This is a genomic window from Corynebacterium sp. CCUG 70398 (assembly GCF_024454055.1).
GTDB lineage: Bacteria > Actinomycetota > Actinomycetes > Mycobacteriales > Mycobacteriaceae > Corynebacterium > Corynebacterium genitalium.
Genome location: NZ_JAGPYZ010000009.1, coordinates 25,950 through 49,351, shown reverse-complemented (window position 1 = coordinate 49,351; position 23,402 = coordinate 25,950). Strand labels below are relative to the sequence as shown.

General features: G+C 63.0%; 25 protein-coding genes, 1 tRNA gene and 2 pseudogenes. 13 read left to right on the top strand and 15 right to left on the bottom strand.

Features of this window, described 5'->3' with window-relative positions; all coding sequences use genetic code 11:
* Positions 1-10: 10 nt before the first annotated feature.
* Both KBX07_RS09960 and KBX07_RS09955 read right to left on the bottom strand, forming a co-directional pair.
* On the bottom strand, positions 11-340 hold the full coding sequence (locus tag KBX07_RS09960) for a hypothetical protein (RefSeq protein WP_255996982.1): 330 nt from the start codon (positions 338-340) through the stop codon (positions 11-13).
* A gap of 217 nt (positions 341-557) precedes the next feature.
* A complete protein-coding gene (locus KBX07_RS09955; RefSeq protein WP_095659492.1) occupies positions 558-1,157 on the bottom strand; it encodes a TetR/AcrR family transcriptional regulator in 600 nt (199 codons plus the stop codon).
* A gap of 64 nt (positions 1,158-1,221) precedes the next feature.
* Between KBX07_RS09955 and KBX07_RS09950 the strand changes: the two genes are divergently transcribed.
* The 4 genes and pseudogenes from KBX07_RS09950 to KBX07_RS09935 form a co-directional block, all read left to right on the top strand.
* Positions 1,222-1,437 carry an SDR family oxidoreductase gene (locus KBX07_RS09950; RefSeq protein ID WP_255996983.1) on the top strand — a complete coding sequence of 72 codons (216 nt, stop codon included), beginning with the start codon at positions 1,222-1,224 and terminating at the stop codon, positions 1,435-1,437.
* 17 nt (positions 1,438-1,454) lie between these two features.
* Positions 1,455-2,678 (top strand): MFS transporter, encoded by a 1,224-nt coding sequence (locus tag KBX07_RS09945; RefSeq protein WP_255996984.1) that lies wholly within the window; start codon positions 1,455-1,457, stop codon positions 2,676-2,678.
* Entirely contained in the window at positions 2,675-3,577 is a 903-nt protein-coding gene (locus KBX07_RS09940; protein WP_255996985.1) for an NADP-dependent oxidoreductase, read from the top strand. Before KBX07_RS09945 ends, KBX07_RS09940 begins: the two co-directional genes overlap by 4 nt.
* Before the next feature lie 607 nt (positions 3,578-4,184).
* A pseudogene (locus KBX07_RS09935) lies at positions 4,185-4,325 on the top strand (IS6 family transposase); the annotation flags it as partial.
* A gap of 71 nt (positions 4,326-4,396) precedes the next feature.
* On the opposite strand, the pseudogene KBX07_RS09930 reads toward KBX07_RS09935, so the two are convergent.
* Positions 4,397-5,038 (bottom strand): annotated as a pseudogene (locus tag KBX07_RS09930) (IS6-like element ISCef5 family transposase); the annotation flags it as partial.
* A gap of 42 nt (positions 5,039-5,080) precedes the next feature.
* Here KBX07_RS09930 and KBX07_RS09925 point away from each other — a divergent pair.
* A complete protein-coding gene (locus tag KBX07_RS09925) occupies positions 5,081-5,362 on the top strand; it encodes a transcriptional regulator (RefSeq protein ID WP_256023990.1) in 282 nt (93 codons plus the stop codon).
* A 406-nt stretch (positions 5,363-5,768) separates the two neighbouring features.
* On the opposite strand, the gene KBX07_RS09920 is transcribed toward KBX07_RS09925, so the two are convergent.
* Positions 5,769-6,110 (bottom strand): helix-turn-helix transcriptional regulator, encoded by a 342-nt coding sequence (locus KBX07_RS09920; protein WP_255996986.1) that lies wholly within the window; start codon positions 6,108-6,110, stop codon positions 5,769-5,771.
* 146 nt (positions 6,111-6,256) lie between these two features.
* Between KBX07_RS09920 and KBX07_RS09915 the strand changes: the two genes are divergently transcribed.
* From KBX07_RS09915 to KBX07_RS09905, 3 genes are all read left to right on the top strand, one after another.
* Positions 6,257-7,534 carry a hypothetical protein gene (locus KBX07_RS09915; protein WP_255996987.1) on the top strand — a complete coding sequence of 426 codons (1,278 nt, stop codon included), beginning with the start codon at positions 6,257-6,259 and terminating at the stop codon, positions 7,532-7,534.
* A gap of 194 nt (positions 7,535-7,728) precedes the next feature.
* On the top strand, positions 7,729-8,721 hold the full coding sequence (locus tag KBX07_RS09910; protein ID WP_255996988.1) for a site-specific integrase: 993 nt from the start codon (positions 7,729-7,731) through the stop codon (positions 8,719-8,721).
* A 102-nt stretch (positions 8,722-8,823) separates the two neighbouring features.
* Positions 8,824-10,680, top strand: coding sequence for a hypothetical protein (locus KBX07_RS09905; protein ID WP_256023986.1), 1,857 nt, complete (start codon positions 8,824-8,826; stop codon positions 10,678-10,680).
* Positions 10,681-10,931: 251 nt separating this feature from the next.
* Here KBX07_RS09905 and KBX07_RS09900 read toward each other — a convergent pair.
* The 3 genes from KBX07_RS09900 to KBX07_RS09890 all read right to left on the bottom strand — a co-directional run bounded on the left by KBX07_RS09900 (position 10,932) and on the right by KBX07_RS09890 (position 11,606).
* Positions 10,932-11,004: transfer RNA gene (locus tag KBX07_RS09900), tRNA-Arg, on the bottom strand.
* Positions 11,005-11,082: 78 nt separating this feature from the next.
* Positions 11,083-11,454: a hypothetical protein gene (locus KBX07_RS09895; protein ID WP_005291412.1), complete on the bottom strand. Its 372-nt coding sequence runs from the start codon at positions 11,452-11,454 to the stop codon at positions 11,083-11,085.
* The gene (locus tag KBX07_RS09890) at positions 11,451-11,606 is read right to left on the bottom strand and encodes a hypothetical protein (protein WP_005291414.1); all 156 of its coding nucleotides are present in this window, start codon (positions 11,604-11,606) and stop codon (positions 11,451-11,453) included. Before KBX07_RS09890 ends, KBX07_RS09895 begins: the two co-directional genes overlap by 4 nt.
* Positions 11,607-11,760: 154 nt before the next feature.
* On the opposite strand from KBX07_RS09890, the gene KBX07_RS09885 reads away from it, so the two are divergent.
* Genes KBX07_RS09885 through panB form a run of 4 tightly spaced genes read left to right on the top strand, consistent with a single transcriptional unit; the run spans position 11,761 to position 15,757 of the window.
* Complete coding sequence (locus KBX07_RS09885) at positions 11,761-12,951, top strand: ABC transporter substrate-binding protein (RefSeq protein ID WP_005291416.1); 1,191 nt, start codon at positions 11,761-11,763, stop codon at positions 12,949-12,951.
* Positions 12,952-12,970: 19 nt separating this feature from the next.
* Entirely contained in the window at positions 12,971-14,056 is a 1,086-nt protein-coding gene (locus KBX07_RS09880; RefSeq protein WP_005291418.1) for an iron ABC transporter permease, read from the top strand.
* Between the two features lie 6 nt (positions 14,057-14,062).
* A complete protein-coding gene (locus KBX07_RS09875; protein WP_005291420.1) occupies positions 14,063-14,929 on the top strand; it encodes an ABC transporter ATP-binding protein in 867 nt (288 codons plus the stop codon).
* A 9-nt stretch (positions 14,930-14,938) separates the two neighbouring features.
* A complete protein-coding gene (gene panB, locus KBX07_RS09870) occupies positions 14,939-15,757 on the top strand; it encodes a 3-methyl-2-oxobutanoate hydroxymethyltransferase (protein ID WP_256023985.1) in 819 nt (272 codons plus the stop codon).
* On the opposite strand, the gene panC is transcribed toward panB, so the two are convergent.
* The 3 genes from panC to KBX07_RS09855 are packed head-to-tail and all read right to left on the bottom strand — an operon-like array spanning position 15,754 to position 17,298.
* Complete coding sequence (panC, locus tag KBX07_RS09865; RefSeq protein ID WP_256023984.1) at positions 15,754-16,560, bottom strand: pantoate--beta-alanine ligase; 807 nt, start codon at positions 16,558-16,560, stop codon at positions 15,754-15,756. The two genes, panB and panC, sit on opposite strands and share 4 nt — an antisense overlap.
* Positions 16,544-16,864 (bottom strand): transcriptional regulator, encoded by a 321-nt coding sequence (locus KBX07_RS09860; RefSeq protein ID WP_005291429.1) that lies wholly within the window; start codon positions 16,862-16,864, stop codon positions 16,544-16,546. The genes panC and KBX07_RS09860 overlap by 17 nt, the downstream gene beginning before the upstream one ends.
* A complete protein-coding gene (locus tag KBX07_RS09855) occupies positions 16,861-17,298 on the bottom strand; it encodes a hypothetical protein (protein ID WP_040423812.1) in 438 nt (145 codons plus the stop codon). Before KBX07_RS09855 ends, KBX07_RS09860 begins: the two co-directional genes overlap by 4 nt.
* 116 nt (positions 17,299-17,414) lie before the next feature.
* Between KBX07_RS09855 and KBX07_RS09850 the strand changes: the two genes are divergently transcribed.
* Positions 17,415-18,380 (top strand): DUF1906 domain-containing protein, encoded by a 966-nt coding sequence (locus KBX07_RS09850; RefSeq protein WP_005291433.1) that lies wholly within the window; start codon positions 17,415-17,417, stop codon positions 18,378-18,380.
* Between the two features lie 201 nt (positions 18,381-18,581).
* Here the strand turns inward: KBX07_RS09850 and KBX07_RS09845 are convergent, their stop codons facing one another.
* From KBX07_RS09845 to KBX07_RS09825, 5 genes are all read right to left on the bottom strand, one after another.
* The gene (locus KBX07_RS09845) at positions 18,582-20,240 is read right to left on the bottom strand and encodes a cation acetate symporter (RefSeq protein WP_005291434.1); all 1,659 of its coding nucleotides are present in this window, start codon (positions 20,238-20,240) and stop codon (positions 18,582-18,584) included.
* 3 nt (positions 20,241-20,243) lie between these two features.
* Positions 20,244-20,585, bottom strand: coding sequence for a DUF485 domain-containing protein (locus KBX07_RS09840; RefSeq protein WP_005291437.1), 342 nt, complete (start codon positions 20,583-20,585; stop codon positions 20,244-20,246).
* Between the two features lie 191 nt (positions 20,586-20,776).
* A complete protein-coding gene (locus KBX07_RS09835) occupies positions 20,777-21,622 on the bottom strand; it encodes an aldo/keto reductase (protein ID WP_005291439.1) in 846 nt (281 codons plus the stop codon).
* A 41-nt stretch (positions 21,623-21,663) separates the two neighbouring features.
* Complete coding sequence (locus KBX07_RS09830) at positions 21,664-22,023, bottom strand: FKBP-type peptidyl-prolyl cis-trans isomerase (protein WP_005291441.1); 360 nt, start codon at positions 22,021-22,023, stop codon at positions 21,664-21,666.
* 14 nt (positions 22,024-22,037) lie between these two features.
* Complete coding sequence (locus KBX07_RS09825) at positions 22,038-23,330, bottom strand: citrate synthase (RefSeq protein WP_005291444.1); 1,293 nt, start codon at positions 23,328-23,330, stop codon at positions 22,038-22,040.
* Positions 23,331-23,402: the final 72 nt, after the last annotated feature.

Sequence of the window (23,402 nt, the reverse complement as noted above, 5' to 3'; positions counted from 1 at the left end):
GTCAATCTTCCTACTGCCCCAACTTTGCAACAGCACCCTCTTGGGGGGCGTTGATCGTCATCTCCGCGAACAACGGCGACCCGTTCGTCCCCTCAGCGGCCGCACGTGGGGTACCCATCGACTCGCCCGTGATCGGGTTGATCCAGTCCACCCAGCCCTCGTACTCATCCGCTGTCAGGGAACGGGCGGCGGTGACCTCGCCGCTGGCATCGAGCACCGTGTATTCGGCCACGGCGTCGTCCGCGCCGAGGTAGTACTTATCGGCGCGGGAGCGGTCGGCCTCGACATAGCGGCGCGCGGCAGCACCAGAGCCGCGGAACAAGATCACCCCGCCCTTCATTCTGGCCTCCTCATGAGTCGTCTCATGAGGGAGGTGCGCACCACGGCCCCGCCGTGGCATACGTGCATCCAGTAGTTAGGCGTCAGCAGGTGGAAAGGGCGAGACGCAGCAGGTCGGAGACTCGTAAGGCGAGTCTGCGACGCGGGTACTTGCAGTGGGGCGCGCGGCTGTCAGACGGACGGAGTGGAGAAACGCGGCTCGTGGTGGTGCCTGGGCGCTAAGGCTTTGACGTTCCCTTGGATGTGGCGAGCAGCGTCCGTGCAACGGTGACGAGGTGTGCCAGGTCTTCGTATGCGGCCCCGTCTCTGGCCTGGACGGACATGCCCTGAATCAGGGCTCCGATAGTGCGAGCGAGTCCTGTGACATCGGTCGTCTCAGGGAGTTCACCGTCAGCGATGGCGTCGGTCATGCGCTGGCGGAGGCCGGTGAGGGCTTGGTCTCGTTCTGCTCGGCAGATTGCTGCGGCGGCCTCGGCGTCCTGCCCCGTGGCGAGCAGCCCGGTTGACACCAGGCATCCAAGGCCGGGCTCGGTCGTGAACTCGCGGGCGGCTCGGTCGAGGTACTCGATGACAGCGTCGGCGAGGGGGATGTCCGGTCGGATGCCGAAGCCGTACTCCTCCTGGTAGAGCCGCACCGCACGTTTGAAGAGGCGTTCCTTGGAGTCGAACGCCCGGTAGAGCTGCGGTGCTGTCAGCCCGGTCGCCTCCTGTAACGCGGTCATGCTCGCACCCTCGTAGCCCCGTTCCCAGAACACCATGAGGGCACGGTGGAGTGCCTGCTCTGGGTCGAACGTCCGTGGGCGTCCTGCCTTGCGCATGGTTTCCATAGTGACTGCTATGATACCCTAAGCCCGATTACGTAACAATCACTACGGAGGAATCATGACCCGATCCACAGCTCTCATCACCGGCGCATACCGAGGCATCGGCGCTGCCACCGCAGCAGCGCTCGCCCGCGACGGCGCCGCGCAGGTCTCCGCGTTCGGCAGGATCGGCACCCCCAAGGACGTCGCCGACATCATCAGTTTCCTCGCCAGCGATCGCGGGCGCTGGGTCACCGGGCAGACGATCGACGCCACCGGCGGCTCCAGCCTCTGAGCCCGCACGAAATGAACATGACCAGAACCGAAACCTCTGTCCACTCCCATCCTGTACGTCCTGGCCTCGCGCTGGCGGGGTTTGTGCTGCTGGTGTTCTGCACCGCCAGCGCCGAATACCTCGTCGCGGGAGTCCTCCCGCAGCTCGCGGCCGATGTCTCGGTCTCCATCGCAGCAGCGGGCCAGACCGTGACCGCCTACGCGCTCGGTGTTGCCATCGGCGGGCCGATCGTGACCGTGCTGACCGCGAAGCTGCCGCGCAAGGGGCTCGCCATCGGGCTCGGGGTGCTGTTCATCGCGGGCACGGTGCTGACCGTTCTCGCGCCATCGTTAGCGTGGATCATCGTCGGCCGCGTGGTCTCCGCGTGCAGCCAGGCCACGCTATTCGCCATCAGTCTCACGACTGCGACCGCCCTGCTCGGAGCGGAGAAACAGGGCCGGGCGATCGCGATCGTCACCTCCGGGCTCACGGTCGCTACCGTGCTGGGCGTGCCCCTCGGGGCATTCCTGGGTGGCGGCACGAACTGGAGGCTCCCGTTCGCGGTGATCGCCGCCGCCGCGATCCTCGGCACCCTGCTGCTCGTATGGACGATGCCTCGCACTCCCGCGCCGACCACCGGCGTGCGCGATGAGATCCGCGCCCTGCTGCGCGGCCCGGTACTCCTGGCCGTGGCGACCACGGTGATCGGTTTCGCCGGAGTCAGCGTGGTCTTCACCTACCTCGTGCCGCTGCTGACCGACGTGACCGGCATCGCAGCAGGAGTGATCCCCGCACTGCTGCTCGCATACGGCATCGGCGGCTTCATCGGGAACCTCATCGCCGGTCGCCTCGCCGACCTCTCGCTCGGCAAGACACTCGTCGGGGTGTTCCTCGCCCTCGTCGTCACACTGGCCGCGTTCCCACTGCTCGCGGGATACCGGGTGCCGATGATCGGACTCGTGCTGATCCTGGGCTTGCTCTCCACCGCGACAATCGCCCCCTTGCAGTCGCTCGTCCTCCGCCACGCGGGAGCCGCGCCAACCCTGTCGCTGGCGGTCAACGTCGGCGCGTACAACCTCGCCATCGCGATCGGCTCCGCCCTCGGCGGCGTCGGTGTCGCCGCAGGGCTCTTGCAATGGGGCGGCTTCGGCGGGGCCGGTTTCGCCATCCTCGGCCTGATCCTCGCGACCGTTGCACTCCGCGCTAAGCCACGACCTGACACGACCCCCACTGATTCCGCGACCGAGGAGACACACGCATGAAGATCGCACCCATCACCAGCTACGGCGGCCCCGAAGTCCTGACCGTCCAGGACGCGCCGATCCCGGAACCCGGCACGGGCGAAGCTCTGGTCGCAGTGATCGCCTCCACGATCAACCCGGTTGACGTGAAGACCCGCACGCCTGGCACACCGCAACAGGCTGGCCGCTTCCCGGCGGTGCTCGGCTGGGAATTGGCGGGCATCGTCATTACCGCGCCCATCGAGTCGGGCTGGTCGCCGGGCGATCGGGTCATTGCCATGCACCCACCCCGGCCGGACGGGTCGGGAAGCTGGCAGCAGTACGTCACGATCCCCGCCCAGTTCCTCGCGCCTGCGCCGGAGTCCGTCGATCTGCCAACGGCGGCGACCTTACCGCTTGCTGCGTTGACCGCCGACCAAGCGCTGCAACGGCTCGACCTCAAAGACGGTGAGCGGCTGCTTATCACAGGTGCCGCAGGCGGTGTCGGTGGCATGGCGGTGCAGCTCGCCGCACGCGCAGGGTTCACGATTGCGGGGCTGGTCTCACGTCCGGAACACGAGGCGGCAGTCCTCGAACTCGGGGCCGCATCCGCGCACTCGAACCCGACGAGCATGAGTGCGTTCGATGCAATCTTCGATACCGCAGGCATCTTCGACCACCCTCACCTGCTGCGCGAGGGAGGCAGGCTCGTCACCATCAGCGACGACACCATCCCCGAAACTCTTGAACAACGTGCAGTGATCGCGGTGCATAACTACGTCCAGCACGACTCGCAACGGCTCCGACAACTCTCTGACCTTGTGGACTCGGGCAAGCTCACACTGCGCGTCGCCGAACAGTACCCGCTTGCTCTGATCGAGCAGGCACATAGAAGCGCCGAGGTAGGCGGTCTACTCGGCAAAGTCGTCCTCACGACGTAGGGCAATACGCATGTGTCGAGCTATTCCAGCTGGTGCGGGTCGAGGTGCTCACAGAGTGTCTACTCCATCCAGGTTGTGCGCAGTGGAGTCAACGGAGCAGCCAGGACTTCCCTACCGCCAGCAACTCGAAGTGTGACTGAGCGCCGGGTGCCCTCGTCCATTTGACGCCCAAGTGCTCGGCCAGCCGTACCGGGGTGTAATCCCCGGCGCACATCAGTCGCCCGTATCGACGCACAACGCGTATCCGCATCAACAGCTCTATGCGCGGCGCAGGGTGAGCGGCGCGTCTGCTGACGGGTCGCCTTTGTAGGGATGCGATGGTGCGCGTTCTGGCGTGGGTTCCGGTGGCGCACCTCCTTCACGGGAGGTGCCACCGTGACCGAACACACCCCACCCACGACAGGCGACGATGCCCCAGCCCCGGATGGCTCGCCGCGCCACGGGTTCGAGACGCCAGAGGGCTTGCGTGCCCTGCTGATCCGGTTGCACGAGGCCAGGCCTGGGGCCTGGCGTGGTGACCGTGAAGCAGCGGAACTGATGCGGTACACGGCAGGGTGCTGTTGCAAAGTTGGGGCAGTAGGAAGATTGACGTGAAATAATCACGGCCATTGGCATCTTCTCCGGTCGGCATTTCCCCCGTGACATCATCCTGTGGGCGGTGCGGTGGTACTGCCGCTACGGCGTGAGCTACCGCGATCTCGAAGAGATGATGACCGAGCGGGGTGTGCCAGTCGATCACACGGTGCTGTTGCAAACTTCAGGTGGAGAGCCGTGACGTCCCAGTCTTCATCCTCTGATGCTCGCTGCGGGTCGGCGTTCTCAGGCAGCCTCGAACACCCGGCTGACGATCACCGCATCCGGGTTCGGTTGCCCGTAGGCAAACATCGCGCCCTGGCCTTTCCGTAATGAGTGCATCGCTTCCATCCCTTTCAACGTCCGGTAGGCGGAAATTCGGTTTTTGAACGCTCCCTTCGGTCCGAGGATCCGTTTCAGTCGCCCATGATCTCCTTCAATGACGTTATTGAGGTATTTCACCTGCCGGTGTTCCACGGTCTGCGGGCAGATTCCCTCTGACTTCAACTCGGCGATTGCCCTGGCCAGGGAGGGTGCTTTATCGGTGTTGATCACCCGCGGGAACCCGGTTATCGTGTTCGACCTCAGGGTCTTGGCCAGGAAACGCTTCGCTGCGGCGACGTTACGCTTTGGGGACAGGTAAAAATCCAGGGTATGCCCGCCCGCGGTGATGGCCCGATAGAGGTAGCACCACTTTCCCCCGACCCGGATATAGGTCTCGTCCACCCGCCAGGACCGGGCCTGCCAATCCGGGACTTGTCGGTACCACCGGGTCTGCTTGTCCAGCTCAGGAGCATATTTCTGGACCCAGCGGTAGATGGTGCTGTGATCGACCGGTACGCCGCGTTCGGTCATCATTTCTTCCAGATCGCGGTAGCTGAGCCCGTAGCTGGGAGGGCCACAACGTCCGAACGTAAGGCATTGGCCACGATGGGCCGTAGAGGCGGGCAGAAGGCCGCACAGCGATGGGAGACCGACCCCGAGGGCGACTACGCCCAACGACAGCGCGCCACGATGAAGAAAACACACCGGCGCAAGAAGATGCAGGGGCAGACCACGCGCGCACGGGTGCAACTGTTCATCGGCGAGGCCTTCGCCGACACCGGGAAGATACCCAAGCGCCGGGAGATTATGCGCGAGACGGGCCTCTCGGAGGCCACGATGAAGCGCCACGTTCGCTCACTCCGGGAGGACGGCCTCATGCCGGACTAGGGGGGTCACGCCGTAAGCAATATACAGTTCCCCTGGAATTGCAAGAAACCCGTGCGGTATCGGCCCAAAACTCACTCTACCAAACGCCTTGCGTACCCCATGTTCGATTGAAGCCGTCTCCGAGACGTTCAGTGCGCCGAAGCCGCTATTTTTGTTGAGTTCCCCGGAGTCGGCCAAAATCGCCAGTTACCCCCGGAATAGGTCAATCAAATACCCCCGGACGGGGTCATCCGAGCGTGCAAACATGCACACACGTCCGCCACTCCTGTCGACGTCGTTCCGGCCACCCGCGTCGACACATCGAATCGGAACGACTTGCGCCTGCCAGGGGGTGTACTTTTGCGAGTGTGCGAGCGTTTTAGCTATGCGAAACAACGAAACTTTCACCAGCACACACCCGCACGGCTTACGGGTAGTCGTACCCGCCCTTGGACTTCAGGCCTCGCCTCGACGGAGCCTTCTGGTACGGCCACATTGGCATGTGGACCGCGGCCTCGACGGCGGCGACAGTGTCGGCAGACGGCCACACGTCACCTGTGACCCAGCGCGAGAGCACCGAGGGGTGCAACCCGCACCTGCGGGCGAAGTCCGACCGGTTTTTCGCCCAGCCTTCGGCAACGTAGTACTCGACCGTTTTCACGAGGTTGTCCCGCAATGCCCAGGCTTTGCGGTAGACCTCTGGCACCGTCTCGACGTCCACGTCGGGCCACGTCTCGTATGCGCGCCTGGGTGGTGGGAACTGGGCCATACCTGCCACGCTACCGCGTGGGTAGTGCGAACCGAAGCGCAAACAAGCAATGGGGGTACTGGCTTCGGTGTCACGCCCATTTCCGCCGCGCACCCCGTCTCGTTCACCCGTTACGAGTTCCGCTTCGTGACCCGAGGCGGTGCAGCATGACGCTCACCAACCAGCAGCGCGAAGAAGTTGTGCGCCGTATTGAAAACTACGCCCCTCAAGGCACCGACGACGGCGCTTGGGAACACATTGCTCATTTCGTCCGTGAGACTGCGAAGAAGGCTACTGTCGAGTCGGCAACCGGGTCAAAGGCATTCGTTGCGGACGCGAAGTCGAGCGTTGACGTGCGTGGTGTACTGCGTGTGCTGACCCGAGCCTCCGCGAGGGCGTTCAACTCCGGGCGTGTGCTCGCCGTTGACACGGTGCTTAGTGAAGCGAACGTGAACGCAGTGCTTGCGGGTTTGGAGTCGAGGAACTCGGTCACTCGCGACGGCTACCTCTACCGGCTCCTGCGCGAGGCAATCAACGGCCAGGAGTTGTCGTTGTACCACCGACGGGACATCGAAAAGCCGCCGGCACAGCCGTACGAGCCGAACGACTGGCAGCGCCTGCACCACTGGGTCGTTTCACAGTCCACCACGCTTCGTCGCGAGCGTGCGGCGGTCATTGTCGGTCTTGGCCTGGGTGCCGGCATTGGCCCAGAAGTCGCTCTCGTGAAAGCTCGTGACGTGACGCTCGACGCGAACGGCGTGGTGTGGGTTGCTGTGCCGCATCGTGTCGCTGAGGGCGCGGCGCCCGCCATTCCTGTGGCGGCGGCACTGGCTCGAAGTGTGTGGGAAGTGGTGCAAGAGCGTGAGCCCGACGAGTTGCTGCTCGGTGGCGCAGAGAGCGACGTTCGAGAAATTACGAAACGGTTGAACCTAAACCGTTCGTTCAGGGTCGAACTCGACAGGTTGCGTGCGACGTGGGTGCGCTCGGTGGTGCGCCACTTACCGCGCGAGACTGCGGCGGCCGCGGTGGGCACTGACCTCATCAACTTTCGTCGCCTTGAGAAAACCGCGCGTCTTGACCCGGCCACACCCGACACGCTTGCCGACAGGCTCGACGTGTTGGCAGACCCGCTTCGTGACTGGCCGGCGCTGCGGTTGTCTGAGGCCGCACCTGTGGCTGACGTGGAGGAAGGCACCGGTTCCGCCCCGGTCTCCGACGCAGTGGTCGTGACGCTTCCCGGCACGGCCAGCAACAACACGGACGAGGCCGAACCGGAGCGTGAAACCGAGACACCAGAGCCACAGACCGCCGTCGCCGACCTCGACGCGCACCGCCCAAAGCAGGCACCCCGCTCAATTTCGAGCAAACTGCCTGCCCCCGAAGAGGGTCGTCTTACTGACTTTGCCCGCGGACCGAACCCCGGTACGGAACGTCGTGGATGGTAGACATGTTGACCTGCGAAATTGCGGTGTTTGTCCAGGCAGAACATTCGGGAACACGCCGTATTCGTGTGCATGTTTGCACGCTGTGGACCTTGACGTCGTGTGCAAATTTGCACACACTGGGGCTAACTCTTTCCACCATAGGAGTAGCCCACGCCACCACCACCTTGTGTGTGGGCGGACAAGGACAAACGAATATGACCACCACAACCACCCGCAAGGACGTCCACCAGGTCATTGCGGCCTACACCCCGAAAGTTGTCGAACCCCACGAATGGGACGTTGTCGCACCGTTTGTGCGCGAGCACGTCGCTGCTGTCGCCAGTGCTGACTGGTCGGCTGACCAGTGCCGAAACGCCCTTCGACTCGTGACCCGTCTCGCAGTGCATGTGTTCAACGCTGGGCGAGACGTCAGCGTTGCAGCCGTGTTCAGCGAGGGTGCTATCAATGCATTTTGCCACCAGGAGCTCGACACCGCGGCAACGCACGTCCGTGGCACGTCACGGGCGACGCTGCGCCGCATTGCCAAGCAGGTCAACCCGAACTTCGACGGACCGCGTCAGCGTCCCGAGTACGGCAACGAGTCGAAGGCCGCACCGTACACCGAAGCAGAAGTGCTTGGCGTAAAGACCTGGGCTGACGCTGAGCACACCGAGTCTCGCCGCCAGCAGGCGAACCTGCTGCTCGCACTCACACTTGGCGCAGGGCTTCGCTCCGGCGAGGTCGCAAACCTCACGGCCGGCGACGTGGAGACCGACGCAGAAGGCACCGTCGTCTACCCGTGGGGCTACCGAGGGGCGGACAAACGGTTCGTGCCTGTCGAGCGCGAGTGGACAGGTGTTGTCGCCCAGGCCGTCGAGAATGCAGCAAGCACGACGGAGTGGCTGTTTCGACCACTTCGGACGACCGCCGACTCGGGCACCGTTGCGACGTTTACGAAACGCTCTCCGCACCGGGGCACGGTGCTCGACATGGCACGGGCACGGACAACCTGGCTTGTCAACCAGATCAAAAAGGGCGTGCCGGAGACCGCCGTCATCGAGGCCGCGGGGCTTTCCGACTTGCAGCACTACCGGCAGTTCTTGGTCGAACCGACACACGTTTCGGCGCGCGAGGCGAGAAGCCTGCTGTCCGGGACGTTGCACGAGACGCCGAAGCGAGGGCTGACGCTTATTCACGGCAGCGCGTAGGCGCTTTCCACACAAACTTTTAACCCCATAAAACACCTGGTCGTGACCCAGGGTGAGTTTTCTATTGCCAAAAACAGACCACTTGAAAAGGAGGTGGCAACAATGTCGAAGGGACTTCGCACACGCAAATACGCACCCGCGAAGAAAGGCCACCGCCACAACATTCGCCTGGTGGAGGAGCGCCGCGTGTCCTACGCCAATTTGCAGTTGGCCCAGCGCATTGTTGACACCTCCGGCGCGGTTGGTCTCGTGGACTCCTGGCGCGTCGCTGACGGGCTGAAAACCGACAAGGGCGGCCGCCCGCCTGAGGTGGACACCCGCGCGGCGCTGACGCTGTGGACCTACCAGGCAGTCACGCAGTCGCCACAGCTCATTGCCCACATGGCAAAGGCCGTCGCCTTCGGCTTAGAGGGCAAGGGCTGGGAACTTCTGGGGCTCACCCCATTCGACTGGGACGAAGCCGACCCGAAGGCGCATTTCGACACCTACATGACCTGGTACAAGCGCATTGCTGCCTGCCTCGACCGCGTTCGCGCGACCATTGAGCCCTTCCCGGAAGTGAGCAAGAAGAAGCGCTACACCGTCGAGGAGTGGGTGCCCTTCATTGCGTACTACGACGAAGAGAAGGGCAAGAAGGAAGTCCTCGCCCGCGTCGAGGAGCGAAAGGCCCGTGGCGTCGAGCTCACCAACCGCCTTGTGTGGGCGACTGTGGAACTCATGGACCCCGAGGCCTTCGCCAAGTGGAACGGCGACATTGCCGTTGACGGCACCATTATTCCGGTGTCGAAAAACGGCAACCCAAGCAAGAAGGATATGCTCGCCGGTAAGGCGAATAAGCACCGTCTTGTCGCTTCGACTCCGACGCTCGGCTGGCACGCCAAGGAAGGCGACCACGACGGCGAGAACACGAAGAAGACCGCGACGCACACTTGGGGTCTTGAGGCCACCGTCGTCGCCATGTGCGGTGAGGGTTTTGCCGAACCGGGTGGCGCGCCTGGACTCATTCTTGGCGTGACTGGCGGGGTGCCGGCTGTAGCGCCCTCGCAGCGCGTCTTCGAGTCGCTGAAGAACTTGACCGACCGCCCGGAACTCCCGCGCCGACACTTCATTGCTGACCGTCTCTACTCTCCGGGCCAGAACCCGGTGAAGTTTCAAATGCCTATGCGCAAACTGGGCTACGGGTTCGTCGCTGACATGCGCCGTGACACCCGTGGTGTGCAGACTACTACGACGTCTGGTGCGCCCATTGTGGACGGTACTGCGTACTGTCCTGCAATTCTCAACATGCCGCGCCTGCTCGACCCGTATACCGCTTGGGAAAAGGGCCAACTGACCGACCAGCAGTTCTCAAACCTGCTTCAGGCTCGCAAGCGTCTCGCGCTCGCCCGTTATGGCGCGAAGCCGAACAAGAAGGGCGACGTGCGCCTGGGCTGTCCTGCCCGCGCAGAGGGCGCGGAAATTACCTGTCCGCTGGTCCCGCCTGCCGAGGAAGGCAAGAAGAAGGCCGGCTTCCAAAAAGACGAGCTGACCGACTCCGAGGTGCCCTCGAAGGCCGCATGCCCCAAGGTGTGTCAACAGCGCACCGTGACGCTGAAGAACACCGCCGAGGACGGTGCGAAGTTCCTTCAACACGGTCCGGCTTTTATGACCGCCGAGTGGCGTAAAGAGTACGGCCGCCGCAACACCATTGAGTCGCGCAACGCCATGCTCAAGAACGGCTCCTACCAGGGCGCCGGCGACGTGACGACCCGTCTTATGCGTGGCTGGGCAGCGCAAATGCTGTGCATGGCCATGGCCGCGGTAGGCGTAAACCTCGCCATGCTCGACGCTGCTGCCTGGTCGCGTCCACACACGGGCCAGAAGCCGACTCCGCCACCGCCGCGGGGCGGCCGCCAGCCTGACGCTAACGACATTGAGCAGTGGAAGTTGGGCGACAACGCGCCACCGAAGGCGGCATAAGCCAAAAGGCCACCGGCTAAGACCTTGAATTTCAAGGCCTTCACGCTGAGTGGCCTACAGGTCGTGGAACGACACCGACTTTCTAAGCAAAAACCGGCCGGCAAAGCCCTTTGAGGCTGAAAAACCGGCCGGTTTTCGCGTTGTCGGAGATAGTTTCTTCAAAAGTTACCCAATTTCGAAAACTGGGTTTAACCTGGAAGGAGTTTCCTGAATTGAACGGAAAAGTTAACCGAAACCCCCCAGAAAAGTTGCGCCCCAGAGAAGAATCGAACTTCCGACACCGGCTTTAGGAGAGCCGTGCTCTATCCACTGAGCTACTGAGGCAACGAGAAGCTACGTTACCGCACCGACTTCTCGCCACGAAAGAAGCGGCCCGGATTGCCTTTGACCGGCCGCGAAAAACTACAGTCTCGCCAGTACCTGGTCGAGTGTCTCGTTGGCGGCTTGGATGGACTCTTCAGAGTCGTCTTTCAAAGCGATGGAAATGAAGGCTCCGTTCTTAACAGCAGCCAAGCTGTACAGCGGGAACTCCATTCCGTCATCGAAGACTGAATGCTGGAGCGTCGCAGCGCCCTTCTCGGCATCGGCGTTGAATGGGAGCTCTTTCTGTGTGATTTCTTGAGTTACTCCGTGCGCCTCGTAGGTGTACGAGCTGCACTTATCCTTATCCACCCCGTCATCGAAGATTCGGTAGTCGGCAATATCCGATGCCTCAGCTATGAGTGTGAAGCTGTCGATATCAAGGTCCGCCATCGTGAAGTTATCGACGTTCATGCTTGCTCGCTCTTGGCGCTAATGCCGTCTGCCTGGCGCTCCTGCTGCTGGGCAGTCTCGTCGCTTGAACTGCAACCAGCAACAGACATGAGCAGTGCGGCGGCTCCGAGAGCTTTCAGCGTGCGAGATGGGGACAGGCTCCTAGGCATCATGCGCCCAATGGTAGGTGCAGGGAACCGCATTGGCCGAGGATCTCACCCTGAAATCCGCATTAGGGCACAATCTTGTTTTCTAATTAGGCATGCCTTAGCCTTTTAAGGGTTACCCGAAACTAAGCATAGGCTTACTTATATCGAAAGGTGGATCGTGAAGTTTCCACGCACACTCGCAGCGCTGCTGTTTTCGTTCATCGCAGTGCTCGGTCTCGCCGGCTGCGCCTCCGATTCCAGCGGCAGTGACGCCGCAGGTTCCAACGGGGACGAGAAAAACGGCGAGGCAGTTCTGACCGTCACCGACGCGGCGGGCCGCACGGTCGATTTCGACAAGCAGCCGGAGCGCATCCTGCTGGCTGAAGGCCGCGGCATCTTCGCCACCTCTATCTTGCAGGACAATCCGTTTGAGAAGGTCGTGGCATACGGCGACGACTTTGAAAAGGCGGCGCCGGCCATGCGCGACAAGATCCTGGAGAAGTTCCCGGAGGCCAAGGAGCTGCCGCAGATCGGTTCCCTGCAGAAGGGCGATGTGACCGTGGAGAACCTCCTGGCACAGAAGCCGGATGTCGTTGTCATGACGCTGGACCAGAAGACGGTCGCCGAGCAGAACGGCTTCCTCACCGACATGGACGCGGTCGGCCTGAAGTACGTCTTCACCGACTTCCGCCAGGATCCGCTGAATAACACCGAGGTGTCCATGAAGCTCTTCGGCGATCTCTTCGGCAAGTCCGACCGCGCGGCAAGCTACAACAAGTTCTGGTCCGAGAAAGTCAGCGATATCACCGAGCGCGTCGACACAACGACGGAGAAGCCCAAGACCGTTGTGTGGATGGCAGCCGGCTTCAAGGACTGCTGCGCCATCGCGGGCGACGCCAACCTGGGCAAGCTCGTCGATGCGGCGGGAGGCCACAATGTCGGCCCGGAGATTCTGGGCACCGATGAAACGGAGATCACCCCGGAGAAGCTCGTCGAGGTCAACCCGGACAAGCTCGTCGTTTCCGGCGGCGAGTGGGCGCCCGACCCGCAGAAGACCGACGCGTTCAGCCATGTCGAGCTGGGCTACCAGGCCGACGAGGCAGCGGCACGCGAGTCCTTCGGCGGCCCGCTCCACGGCCCGGGTATGGAACAACTGACGGCCCCTAAGGAGGGCGATTTCTTCGCCGTCTACCATCAGTTCTACGACAGCCCGTACAACGTGTTCGCTCTCGAGGCATTCGCCAAGTGGCTCCACCCGGAGGAATTCGGGGACCTGGACCCGGCGAAGGACTTCGAGGACTTCCACGCCGAGTGGATGCCGATCGATTACAGCGGCACCTTCTTCCTCGACGGATACGAAGCCAAATAAGCGATAAGAAAAGAGCTCAATGACCACACGCGTAGCGCCCGACACCGAGCAAGAGAAGGATTCGCCGGACCGTGGGATTGAAAGTTACCGTCGCCGCGGCCGTCGTAAAGCAATCGCAATTGCTCTCCTGATCCTCGGTGCGATCGCGAGCTTCCTCGTCGCGGTTGTCGTTGGGCCCATCGATCTTTCGCTTAGCGACGTCTTCCGCGCCGTCTTTGACCCCGATTCCGTCGACCAGCAGACTGAGACCGTCGTGCGCACTCTCCGCCTCCCGGCGGCGGTGATGGCGGTGCTCGTCGGCGCGTCGTTGGGGCTGTCCGGCGCGCAAATGCAGACGATCCTGGACAACCCGTTGGCGGAGCCGTTCACCCTCGGCATCTCAGCCGCGGCTGCTCTCGGCGCGGCGGTGTCCATCGTGATGGGCTGGACGCTCATCCTGAACGCGCAGCTCAACCTCGCGCTCACCGCGGCGCTCTCCGCTCTCTTCGCGGTGCTGATCATCGCGGGCGCGGCGATCTGGCGCGGTGCGAACGCGGAATCGATGATTCTGCTCGGCATCGCCCTGTCCTTCTTCTTCCAGGCGGTGCTCTCCCTGCTGCAATACGTGGCTTCCAATGAGGCGCTCCAGCAGATCGTGTTCTGGACGATGGGCTCGATGCAGCGCGCGTCGTGGACGGCGAATATCGTGATCGCCGTCGTGCTCGCTCTGGCGATCCCCTTCTGTGTGGTCAACTCGTGGCGGCTCACCGCGCTGCGGCTTGGCGACGACCGTGCGGCGGCGCTCGGCATCAACGTGCAGCGCCTGCGCGTGACCACCCTGATCGTCGCTTCGCTGCTGGCGTCCGCGTCTGTGGCGTTCACCGGCATCATCGGTTTCATCGGCCTGGTCGGCCCGCACATCGCACGCATGATCGTCGGCGAAGACCAGAAATTCTTCCTCCCCGGCGCGACCGCTGCCGGCGCCATGCTCATGAGCCTCGCGTACGCAGTGTCGCTCTCGATCATTCCCGGCGTGGCCATTCCACTGGGAATCATTACCTCGCTCGTCGGCGTACCGTTCTTCGTGTTCCTGATCTTCACCCGCTCGCGTGGAAGGAGTGCTTAAGCCCCCATGGCCATCAGCGCAACAAATCTCACCGTGCGGTACGGCCGGACGACGATCATCGACGACATGACGTTCGGCCCGCTCGACGACGGCAAGATCACCGGCCTCATCGGCCCGAACGGCGCCGGCAAATCGACGCTCGTGAAAACGCTCGCCGGCATCAACAAGCCGTCCGAGGGCAGCGCGGACATCGTCGTTGACGGCCGCACGTTGAGCGCCAAGGAGCGCGTCCAAGCCGTCGGCTACGTGCCGCAGGACATGCTCTCGCGCGCAACACTCACCGCTTTCGAGTCCGTCATGGTCTCCGCGCGACGCCGCGGCGAAGGCACCAACAACGCACTGGAGAACACGGCGGCGGTCATGCACCGCCTGGGTATCACGAAGCTGTCCGACCGCATGATTTCCGACATGTCCGGCGGCCAGCGCCAGCTCGTCGCCGTCGCGCAGATGCTCGTGCGCTCACCGCGCATCATGCTTCTCGACGAGCCCACCTCCGCCCTCGACCTGCGCCACCAGGTGGAACTGCTGCAGATCATCCAGGACGAGGTCCGCGGCGACGACCGCCAGGCGCTCGTGGCGCTCCACGACCTGAACCTGGCGGCCCGCTTCTGCGACGAGCTACTGGTGATCAAGGACGGGCACGCCATCGCCAAGGGCACCCCGGCAGAAGTGCTCACCCCCGAGCTTCTCGAGCGCGTTTACGGCATTTCCGCCCGCATCATCAACGACGCCGGCGTGCCGATCGTCTGCCCAGTACTGCGTCTCCCCCGCCACGAAACACCGACCGACGCCGGCCCGATGGGCCCCATCGCGGTGAATGTGGAAGACGCGGATCCCGACGTTATCGACGCCATCACCTCGGCGCGTGCCTAGACTGTCTGCATGACTGGATACCTGGCCCCCACCAAGAAAGCTCGGGTCGCGGACCTGAGGCAGAAGAAGCTCGACGGCGAGAAGTGGGCGATGCTCACCGCCTACGACTACTCCACCGCCCGCGTCTTCGCGGAAGCCGGCATCGAATGCATGCTCGTCGGCGACTCCGCCGCCAATGTCGTCTACGGCTACGAGACCACCAACCAAGTCTCGGTCAACGAGATGACCTACCTAGCCGCAGCCGTCGTGCGCGGCGCCGGTAACGCGCTCGTTGTGGCCGACCTCCCCTTCGGCAGCTATGAAGCTTCCGACGAGCAAGCCGTGCGCACCGCCACCGAGATGATCCGCCGCAGCGGCGCCCACATGGTCAAACTCGAGGGCGGTGTCCGCATCGCGCCGCGCATCAAGGCGCTCAAGGACGCCGGTCTCGCAGTGTGCGCCCATGTGGGCTTCACCCCTCAGTCCGTGGACAATTTGAGCGGCTTCAAGGTCCAGGGCCGCGATGACAGCGCCGACCAGCTCTGGGCCGACACCAACGCGGTCGTCGAAGCGGGCGCGGACATGGTCGTTTTCGAGATGGTCCCGGCTGAGCTGGCCGAGGAGATCACCGCCAATTGCCCCGTTCCCACCATCGGCATCGGCGCTGGCCCGGACACGGATGCGCAAGTGCTGGTCTGGCACGATTTGGCCGATTTCCCAGCACGCGGCCACCGCGCGCGTTTCGTGCGCCAGTTCGGTGCGGTCGGCGAGGCGCTCGGCGCAGCCGCGGCAGATTACAAGCGCGCCGTCCACGAGGGCGAATTCCCCGCGGACGAACACACCTTTTAGCGCCTAGACCTCTGAATTTCAGCGTTGTCGATGAGGCGGGTCTGCCCCACCTTGGCGGCGACGAGCAGGCGTGCGGGGCCGGTGTAACCATCGGGCAGTTCTTCCAGTTCCGGCGTGGCCACGGCGAGGTAGTCGAGGTCGACGTCGTCGGCGGACTCGAGAACCGCCAGGGCCCCGTCATAGCTGCCCGCCGCCAGGGCGCGCGACAACGTCAGCGCAGTGCGGTGCTCGTCCTCGCTCAGGTAGCGGTTGCGCGACGACAATGCCAGTCCGCTGTCCTCGCGGATGATTGGGCAGCCGTGCACGCGCACCGGCAGGTGCAGGTCTTCGACCATCTGGCGGATGAGAGCCAGCTGCTGGTAGTCCTTCTCACCGAAGAACGCGTCGCTGGCACCGGTGAGACAGAACAGTTTGGCCACCACAGTGAGCACACCAGCGAAATGCGTCGGGCGGGTTGTTCCTTCCAGCACCGATCCGAGCGGCCCCGGGTGGATCGTGGTGCGGGGACCGTGGGGGTACATCGTCGATACGCTCGGCGCGAAAACCGCGTCAACGCCTTCCGCCTCGAGCTTCGCGATGTCCTCCTCGAGCGTGCGCGGGTACGCGTCCAGGTCCTCCCCCGGCGCGAACTGCAGGGGGTTGACGAAGATGCTCACCACCACGGGGTTGCCCAGCTTCTGAGCCTCCCGGACGAGCGAGATATGGCCGCTGTGCAGCGCACCCATGGTGGGTACGAGGGAGACCCCGGGGGCGTCGATAAGCGCTTGCTCAAGCTCCTGCGGAGTCCTAGTCAGAGTTGTCATGCGGCTCAGCGTATCGGTTGAGTGCGTCGAGGTGGCCTTCGAGGGCCTTTTCCCCTGCCTTGGTGAGTGTCACCCACACGGTGTCCTTCGCACGGGTTGACCCGTATTCGCGGAACCTGGAGACGTAGCCGTGCTCCTCTAAGACACTGAGCTGCTTGGACAAAGTCGCGTCCGACAGATCAGTGATATCCCGCAGCCGCGAGAACTTCATTTCGCGGCGCGTCGTGCCCTCCGTCGCACCTCCAGCGCGCAGTGCCGCGCAGATCTTCAGCCGGTTGAGGGGATGAATAACTGGGTCGATCAATGGTATTTCCTCCACGTCAGGCCGTAACCCGCAATCATCGCTGCGGCGGCAATGATTCCCACGACGATGCCGACCGCCGTGTTTCCGTCCGGGTAATGGTCGGCATAGACCTGCATCCCGATATACGCGATCGTGTAGAGCACGATGAACGTGAAGAAGCGCTTCCAGCTCCATGTGTTCTCTTCCGACTGCACGTCCTGCTTCATTGCTGTGCGGACAGTCCGCTTGCTGCCAAAATCAAGCACGATCATGAGAACTAGCGAAACGAGAAAGACAAGCAGTCCCCACACGTATCCGGCCACCATGATGCCGACACCGAGACCGAAGGTCAGCCCCGCGGCAGTCACCATGCCCCACGGGATCGGCACCTGCGCGGCGCGCGCCTCAATATCGCGGACGGCCGCGAGCGATTTATTCACCTCTGTCACATTCATTGCATCTCCCTTGTTTTCCACATAAGAAAGCATGACACTTTCCAGACTAGAAAACAAGTGGAAAATTGAGGCTTCGACGTTTGCGCTGGCTACTTGTTATTCATGTTGCTAATGTTTTGATTGTGACTACTAACGATTTCTCCCGCCGCCGCTTCCTGAGCCGAGCATCCGCCCTCGCCCTGCTCGGCGCCGCCGGAGTCTCCCGCCTCCCGTCCGCCGACGCCCAGGGCCGCCGCCCTGTAGGAACGGTGGTGGACTACGCCGCTGGTGTTCCGTCGGGACGCTCTGTGCGTGCGGCCGGCCATTTGGGCGCGGTGCGCTACGTGTCCCAGCGCCGCCCCGGCGCCGACTGGATGCTGGGCAAGCCGGTCTCATTGAAGGAGACCCGCGACTTCGCCGCCAACGGGCTGTGGACCGCCTCGGTCTACCAGTTCGGTCGTGCAGAGACCGCTGACTGGCTCGGCGGCGCGGGCGCTGCAGCCACCCACGCTCCGCAGGCCATCAACCTGCACCGTGCGGCGGGCGGCCCGAACAACAAGCCCATCTACGTCGCCATTGATGACAATCCCTCCCGCGCTCAGTACGAGAACCAGATCCGCCCGTACCTGCGTGCGTTCCAGGCAGCACTTGCCACGGCGGGCCTGCGCACCGGTGTCTACGGCAACTACAACACCATTGAGTGGTGCATCAAAGATGGCATCGGCACCTACTACTGGCAGCACGACTGGGGCTCCGGCGGAAAGCTCCACCCGCGGGCGACCATTCACCAGAAAGCCAAGTGGCAAACGCATATCGACGGCCACCTCTGCGACATCAACAACGTCTACGCCGCCGACTGGGGCCAATGGCAACCGGTCGCAGCGAACAACAACCGCGCACCAGCTCCGGCTCCTGCGAAGCCTGCCCCCGTACCTCAGCCAGCACAGGGCATTCCGGGCATCCCGGATAACTCGTCCCTGCCAGACTTCTCCTCCGATCCGACTCCGCAGGGCATGTCCTCGGAGGCGCAGCGTTTCGCGCAGAACGTCAAACCGCAGGATATTGAGAACGCGGTGAACTTCGCCAAGCAGTTCATCAACTAGGCCGCGGCGGGCGACGCCGCAGGACCGCCAAGATATAGATGACATCGGCACCTTCTTCCAGCGTCAAAACCCCAGGTCGTTTTCGCGTGACGTGGCAAGGATGCAATCTAAATCTGGCCCGGATCCGGCAACGCGGAGAGGCTGCCCCACGACGGGGCAGCCTCTCTTCTTTTCGCTAGTGAACGCGTGCCGGCGAACGCTCTAGTGGTCGACCGGGGCCTCCACACCAACACCGGTCAGCGAGCGGACTTCCATCTCAGCCTGGAGTTCATCCAGGTTGTCCGGCTTGCCCACGAAGGTGCCGATGATGCCGGCCAGGAAGGCCGCCGGGATGGAGACAATGCCCGGGCTGGTCAGCGGGAACCATGCCCAGTCTGCGTTAGCGAACATTGCGGTCTCTGCCCCGGATACTGCCGGGGAGAAGAAGATGAGCACCAGCGCGACGACCAGACCGGTGTACATGGAGGCAACAGCACCGGTGGTGTTGAAGCGCTTCCAGTACAGGGAGAACAGAATGGTCGGCAGGTTCGCCGAAGCGGCGATCGCGAATGCTAGGGAGACCAGGAAGGCCACGTTCTGCTTCATGGCCAGGATGCCCAGGACGATGGCGACGATACCGATGACGACCACGGTGATGCGGGAGACGCGGACCTGCTCTTCTTCGGAGGCTTGGCCGTCGCGAAGCACGGCGTCGTAAATGTCGTGCGCGACAGACGCAGATGCCGTAATGGCCAGGCCGGCGACGACCGCGAGCACTGTCGCGAACGCGACGGCGGAGACGACCGCCATGAAGATGGAGCCACCGAGCTCGAAGGCCAGCAGCGGCGCCGCGGAGTTCGCCTTACCGGGCGCAGCGTTGATGTTGTCCGGGCCGACGAGGGCACCGGCGGCGTAACCGAGGACGAGGGTCATTAGGTAGAACGAGCCAATGAGGACGATGGCCCAGGTCACGGACTTACGTGCTTCGGTGGCCGTCGGGACGGTATAGAAGCGCATGAGCACGTGCGGCAGGCCAGCGGTACCCAGGACCAGCGAGAGACCCAGAGAGATGAAGTCGAGCTGGCTGGTCACGGAACCGCCATATTTCAGACCCGGTGCGAGAATCTCTGATGCTTCGTAGCCTTGTTCCTTGATGTACTCGGAACCGGCGTGCATGTCGATGGCGCGGTCGAACAGCGCGTTCATGCCGCCCTTGACGGCAACGAAGCAGAGGATCGTCATGATGGCCACGGCGCCGACCAGAAGGACGGCCTTGATCATCTGCACGTAGGTGGTGCCCTTCATACCGCCGATGAGGACGTAGGCGATCATGATGACGCCGACGATGGCGACGCAGATGGCCTGCGCACTGAAGCTGTGCAGGTTCAGCAGCACCGAGACCAGCGAGCCGGCACCGGCCATCTGGGCGATGAGGTAGAACAGCGACACGAACAGGGTGCCGAAGGCAGCTGCCACACGAACCGGCTTCTGACGCAGGCGGAAGGACAGCACGTCAGCCATGGTGAAGCGGCCGACGTTGCGCAGCGGCTCGGCAACCAGCAGCAGGGCGACCAACCATGCGACGAAGAAGCCGATGGAGTACAAGAAGCCGTCGTAACCGCTCAAAGCAATCGCGCCGACAATGCCGAGGAAGGACGCGGCAGAGAGGTAGTCGCCGGCGATGGCCAGACCGTTTTGAGTACCGGAGAACTGTGCGCCGCCGGTGTAGAAGTCGGATGCCTCGGAAGTGGTCTTGCCGGCCTTTGTCACGATCCCCATGGTGATCACGATGAACAGACCGAAGACGACAATGTTGAGGATCGGGTTGCCCGCGCCCTCTGGAGCAGCGTCCTGGGCGAGGTGAAAAACGTCGGGGTTCATGGGTTAGCCCTCCATCTCTTCACGGATCGCCGCTGCCTGCGGCTCGATGTTCTTGTTCGCGTAGACGACGTATGCCCAGGTGATGGCAAACGTGGTCACGAACTGTGCAATACCCAGCCACAGGCCCACGTTCAGGCCAAGGAAGGGCTGTGCCATGACGTCCGGCCAGAACGTCGCGAACACGACGTAGAAGATGTACCAGACAAAGAAGGCGATAGAGACCGGGAAGGTGAACGTGCGGTAGGTGCCCCGGAGCTTCTGGAACTGCTCGCTTTGCTGCATGTTCACGAAGTCCTGCGGGGTGGGCTCCCTGCGCTGCGACACCGCTGTCGAACCATTGGCCATGGCCGTGTCCTTTCATCAGTTGAGGTGATTACAACCTGCAACGAATGTAACTTAAAGCACACAAAACCGTGGGCGAATTGAACGATCTAACCGTCCATGCATCCCCGGTTACCCCCGCAAAACATGTTTACGTGCGAAAACTATTGTGGAGCTTCCACCCCCACAACGATAGGTAGTTACTGCAAGTACTTTCAGCCAGGGAAAACACGCGGATCGTTGGACTGGCGCGCCCCGACGACACCATCTAAAGAACGCACATCGTCACTGTCGAGCTCGAGGTGCACCGCCCCGAGGTTTTCCTCCAAGCGCTGCGGATCCGAGGTTTTTGGAATCACCGACACGCCGTGCGCCATGAGGTGCGCGAGCGCGACCTGCGCGGCTGTTGCCCCGCTGTCCGCATGCTTATCGACGACTCGCCGCACCACTTCCCCACCAAGCACCTCTCCCCTACCCAACGGTGCCCATGCCTCCGTAATAATGCCGTGGCGATCGTGGAAGGCACGCAGATCAGGCTGGGTGAATCCGGTGTGCATCTCCACCTGGTTGACGGCGGGGGCGACACCGGTGGCGTCGATCAGCTCGGCCAGCACTTCTTCGTAGAAGTTCGCCACCCCGACCGAACGGATCGTGCCAGCTTCACGGGCGCTGAGCAGCTGTTCGTACGCGGTAATGAACGTTTCGTTCTGCGGCCACGGCCAGTGCACCAGGAACAGGTCGAAGTAGTCGAGACCGCTCCGCGTCAGCGACTCCTCTAGAGCTTCACCGGCTCGGTGCTGGTCATCGTTCCATACCTTGGAGGTGACAAAGAGTTCTTCGCGGGTGACATCACCGGCCGCAATGGCTTCACGGAGCGTCTGGCCGAGGATGTCCTCGTTGCCGTACATCGATGCTGTGTCGAAGTGGCGGTACCCCAGCTCGATGGCGCGGCGGATGATGGGTGCCGCGTCCGGCCCGGTCAGTTTATAGGTGCCGAGGCCGATGAGGGGGAGAGATGAACCGTCGTTAAGCGTGGCGAAGGGGGCTACGGAATGTTCCATAGCCCCCTATTGTGCACGCTCACCGGGGTGAGCGTTGGGTATTAATTCGCCTCGAGGAGATCGATGACGAAGATGAGTGTGCGGCCCGACAGCGGGTGTCCGCCGCCGGCAGGCCCGTAGGCCTTCTCCGGCGGGATGGTCAGTTCGCGGCGGCCGCCAACCTTCATGCCCGGGATACCTTCTTGCCATCCCTCGATCAGGCCGGTCAGCGGGAACTCAGCGGCTTCGCCGCGGTCCCAAGACGAGTCGAACTCCTCTCCTGTCTCGTAGTCAACGCCCAAGTAGTGGACCTTGACCATGCCGCCTGCTTGAGCTTCCTCGCCCTCGCCGGAGACCAGGTCCTCAATGACCAGGTCGACCGGTGCCGGCTCGGCAGGGATGTCGATGGTGGGCTTCTCCATGGAAAAATCGCTCCTTAGCGCTGGTCGCGCGGTACGAACTCGCGCTGGGTCTCACCGGTGTAGATCTGGCGCGGGCGGTTGATCTTCGTGTTCATCGCCAACTGCTCACGGTAGTGGGCAATCCAGCCCGGCAGGCGGCCGATGGCGAACAGGACGGTGAAGAAGTCCGTCGGGAAGCCCATGGCGCGGTAAATCAGGCCGGTGTAGAAGTCGACGTTCGGGTACAGCTTGCGCTCGACGAAGTAGTCATCCTTCAGGGCGATCTCTTCGAGCTCCATAGCCAGGTCCAGCAGGTGGTCGCCGCCGAGGTGGTTGAGCACCTCGTGTGCGGATTCCTTGACGATGGCTGCGCGCGGGTCGTAGTTCTTGTACACGCGGTGGCCGAAGCCCATGAGGCGGACGCCTTTTTCCTTGTTCTTCACGCGGTTCATGAATTCGGTTGCGTCGCCGCCGTTGTTCTTCTCGATGTCCTCGAGCATCTCCAGGACAGCCTGGTTAGCGCCGCCGTGCAGCGGGCCAGCCAGGGCGTTGATGCCGCCGGCGATAGACACGAACATGTTGGCCTGCGCAGAACCGATCATGCGGACCGTGGAGGTGGAGCAGTTCTGCTCGTGGTCGGCGTGGAGGATGAGCAGCTTGTCCAGTGCGTCGACGACGACCGGGTCAACCTCATATGGCTCGGTCGGGTAACCGAACATCATGCGCAGGAAGTTCTCGCGCGGGTTCAGGGCGTTGTTCGGGTACATGTACGGCTTACCCTGGGATGCGCGGTAGGCGTATGCAGCCAGCATCGGCACCTTCGCCATCAGGCGGACCGTGGCCTTGTTCAGCTGCTCTTCGTTCAGCGGGTCGAGCTGGTCCTGGTAGTAAGCGGAGAGAATGTTCACCGAAGACGCCAGCACAGCCATCGGGTGAGCGTTGCGCGGGAAGACGTTGAACGCGGCCTTGAAGTCCTCGTCGAGCAGCGTATGGTGGCGGATGTCGTCGCTGAATGCGTCGAGCTCGTCCTGCGTCGGCAGCTCACCGTTGATCAGCAGGTAAGACACCTCGTTGAAGGTGGCGTTATTGGCCAGGTCAGCGATGTCGTAGCCGCGGTAACGCAGAATGCCGGCATCACCGTCGATGTAGGTGATCTTGGACTCGGTCGAGCCGGTGGAGACGTAGCCCGGATCGAAGGTCACTAGTCCCGTTTCGCCCAGGAGGTTGCCTAGGACGAAGCCGTCGTTGCCCTCGGTTGCGGGCATGAGGTCCATCTCATACTCGCCCCCGGGGTAGTGAAGCACTGCCTTGTTGTTGTCAGTAGCCACGTGTCGAACCTTTCAAAAGAGTCGTTGGGCGGTGTGCCCCCGCGCTGGCCTGCAGGTTCTCCCCGACAGACG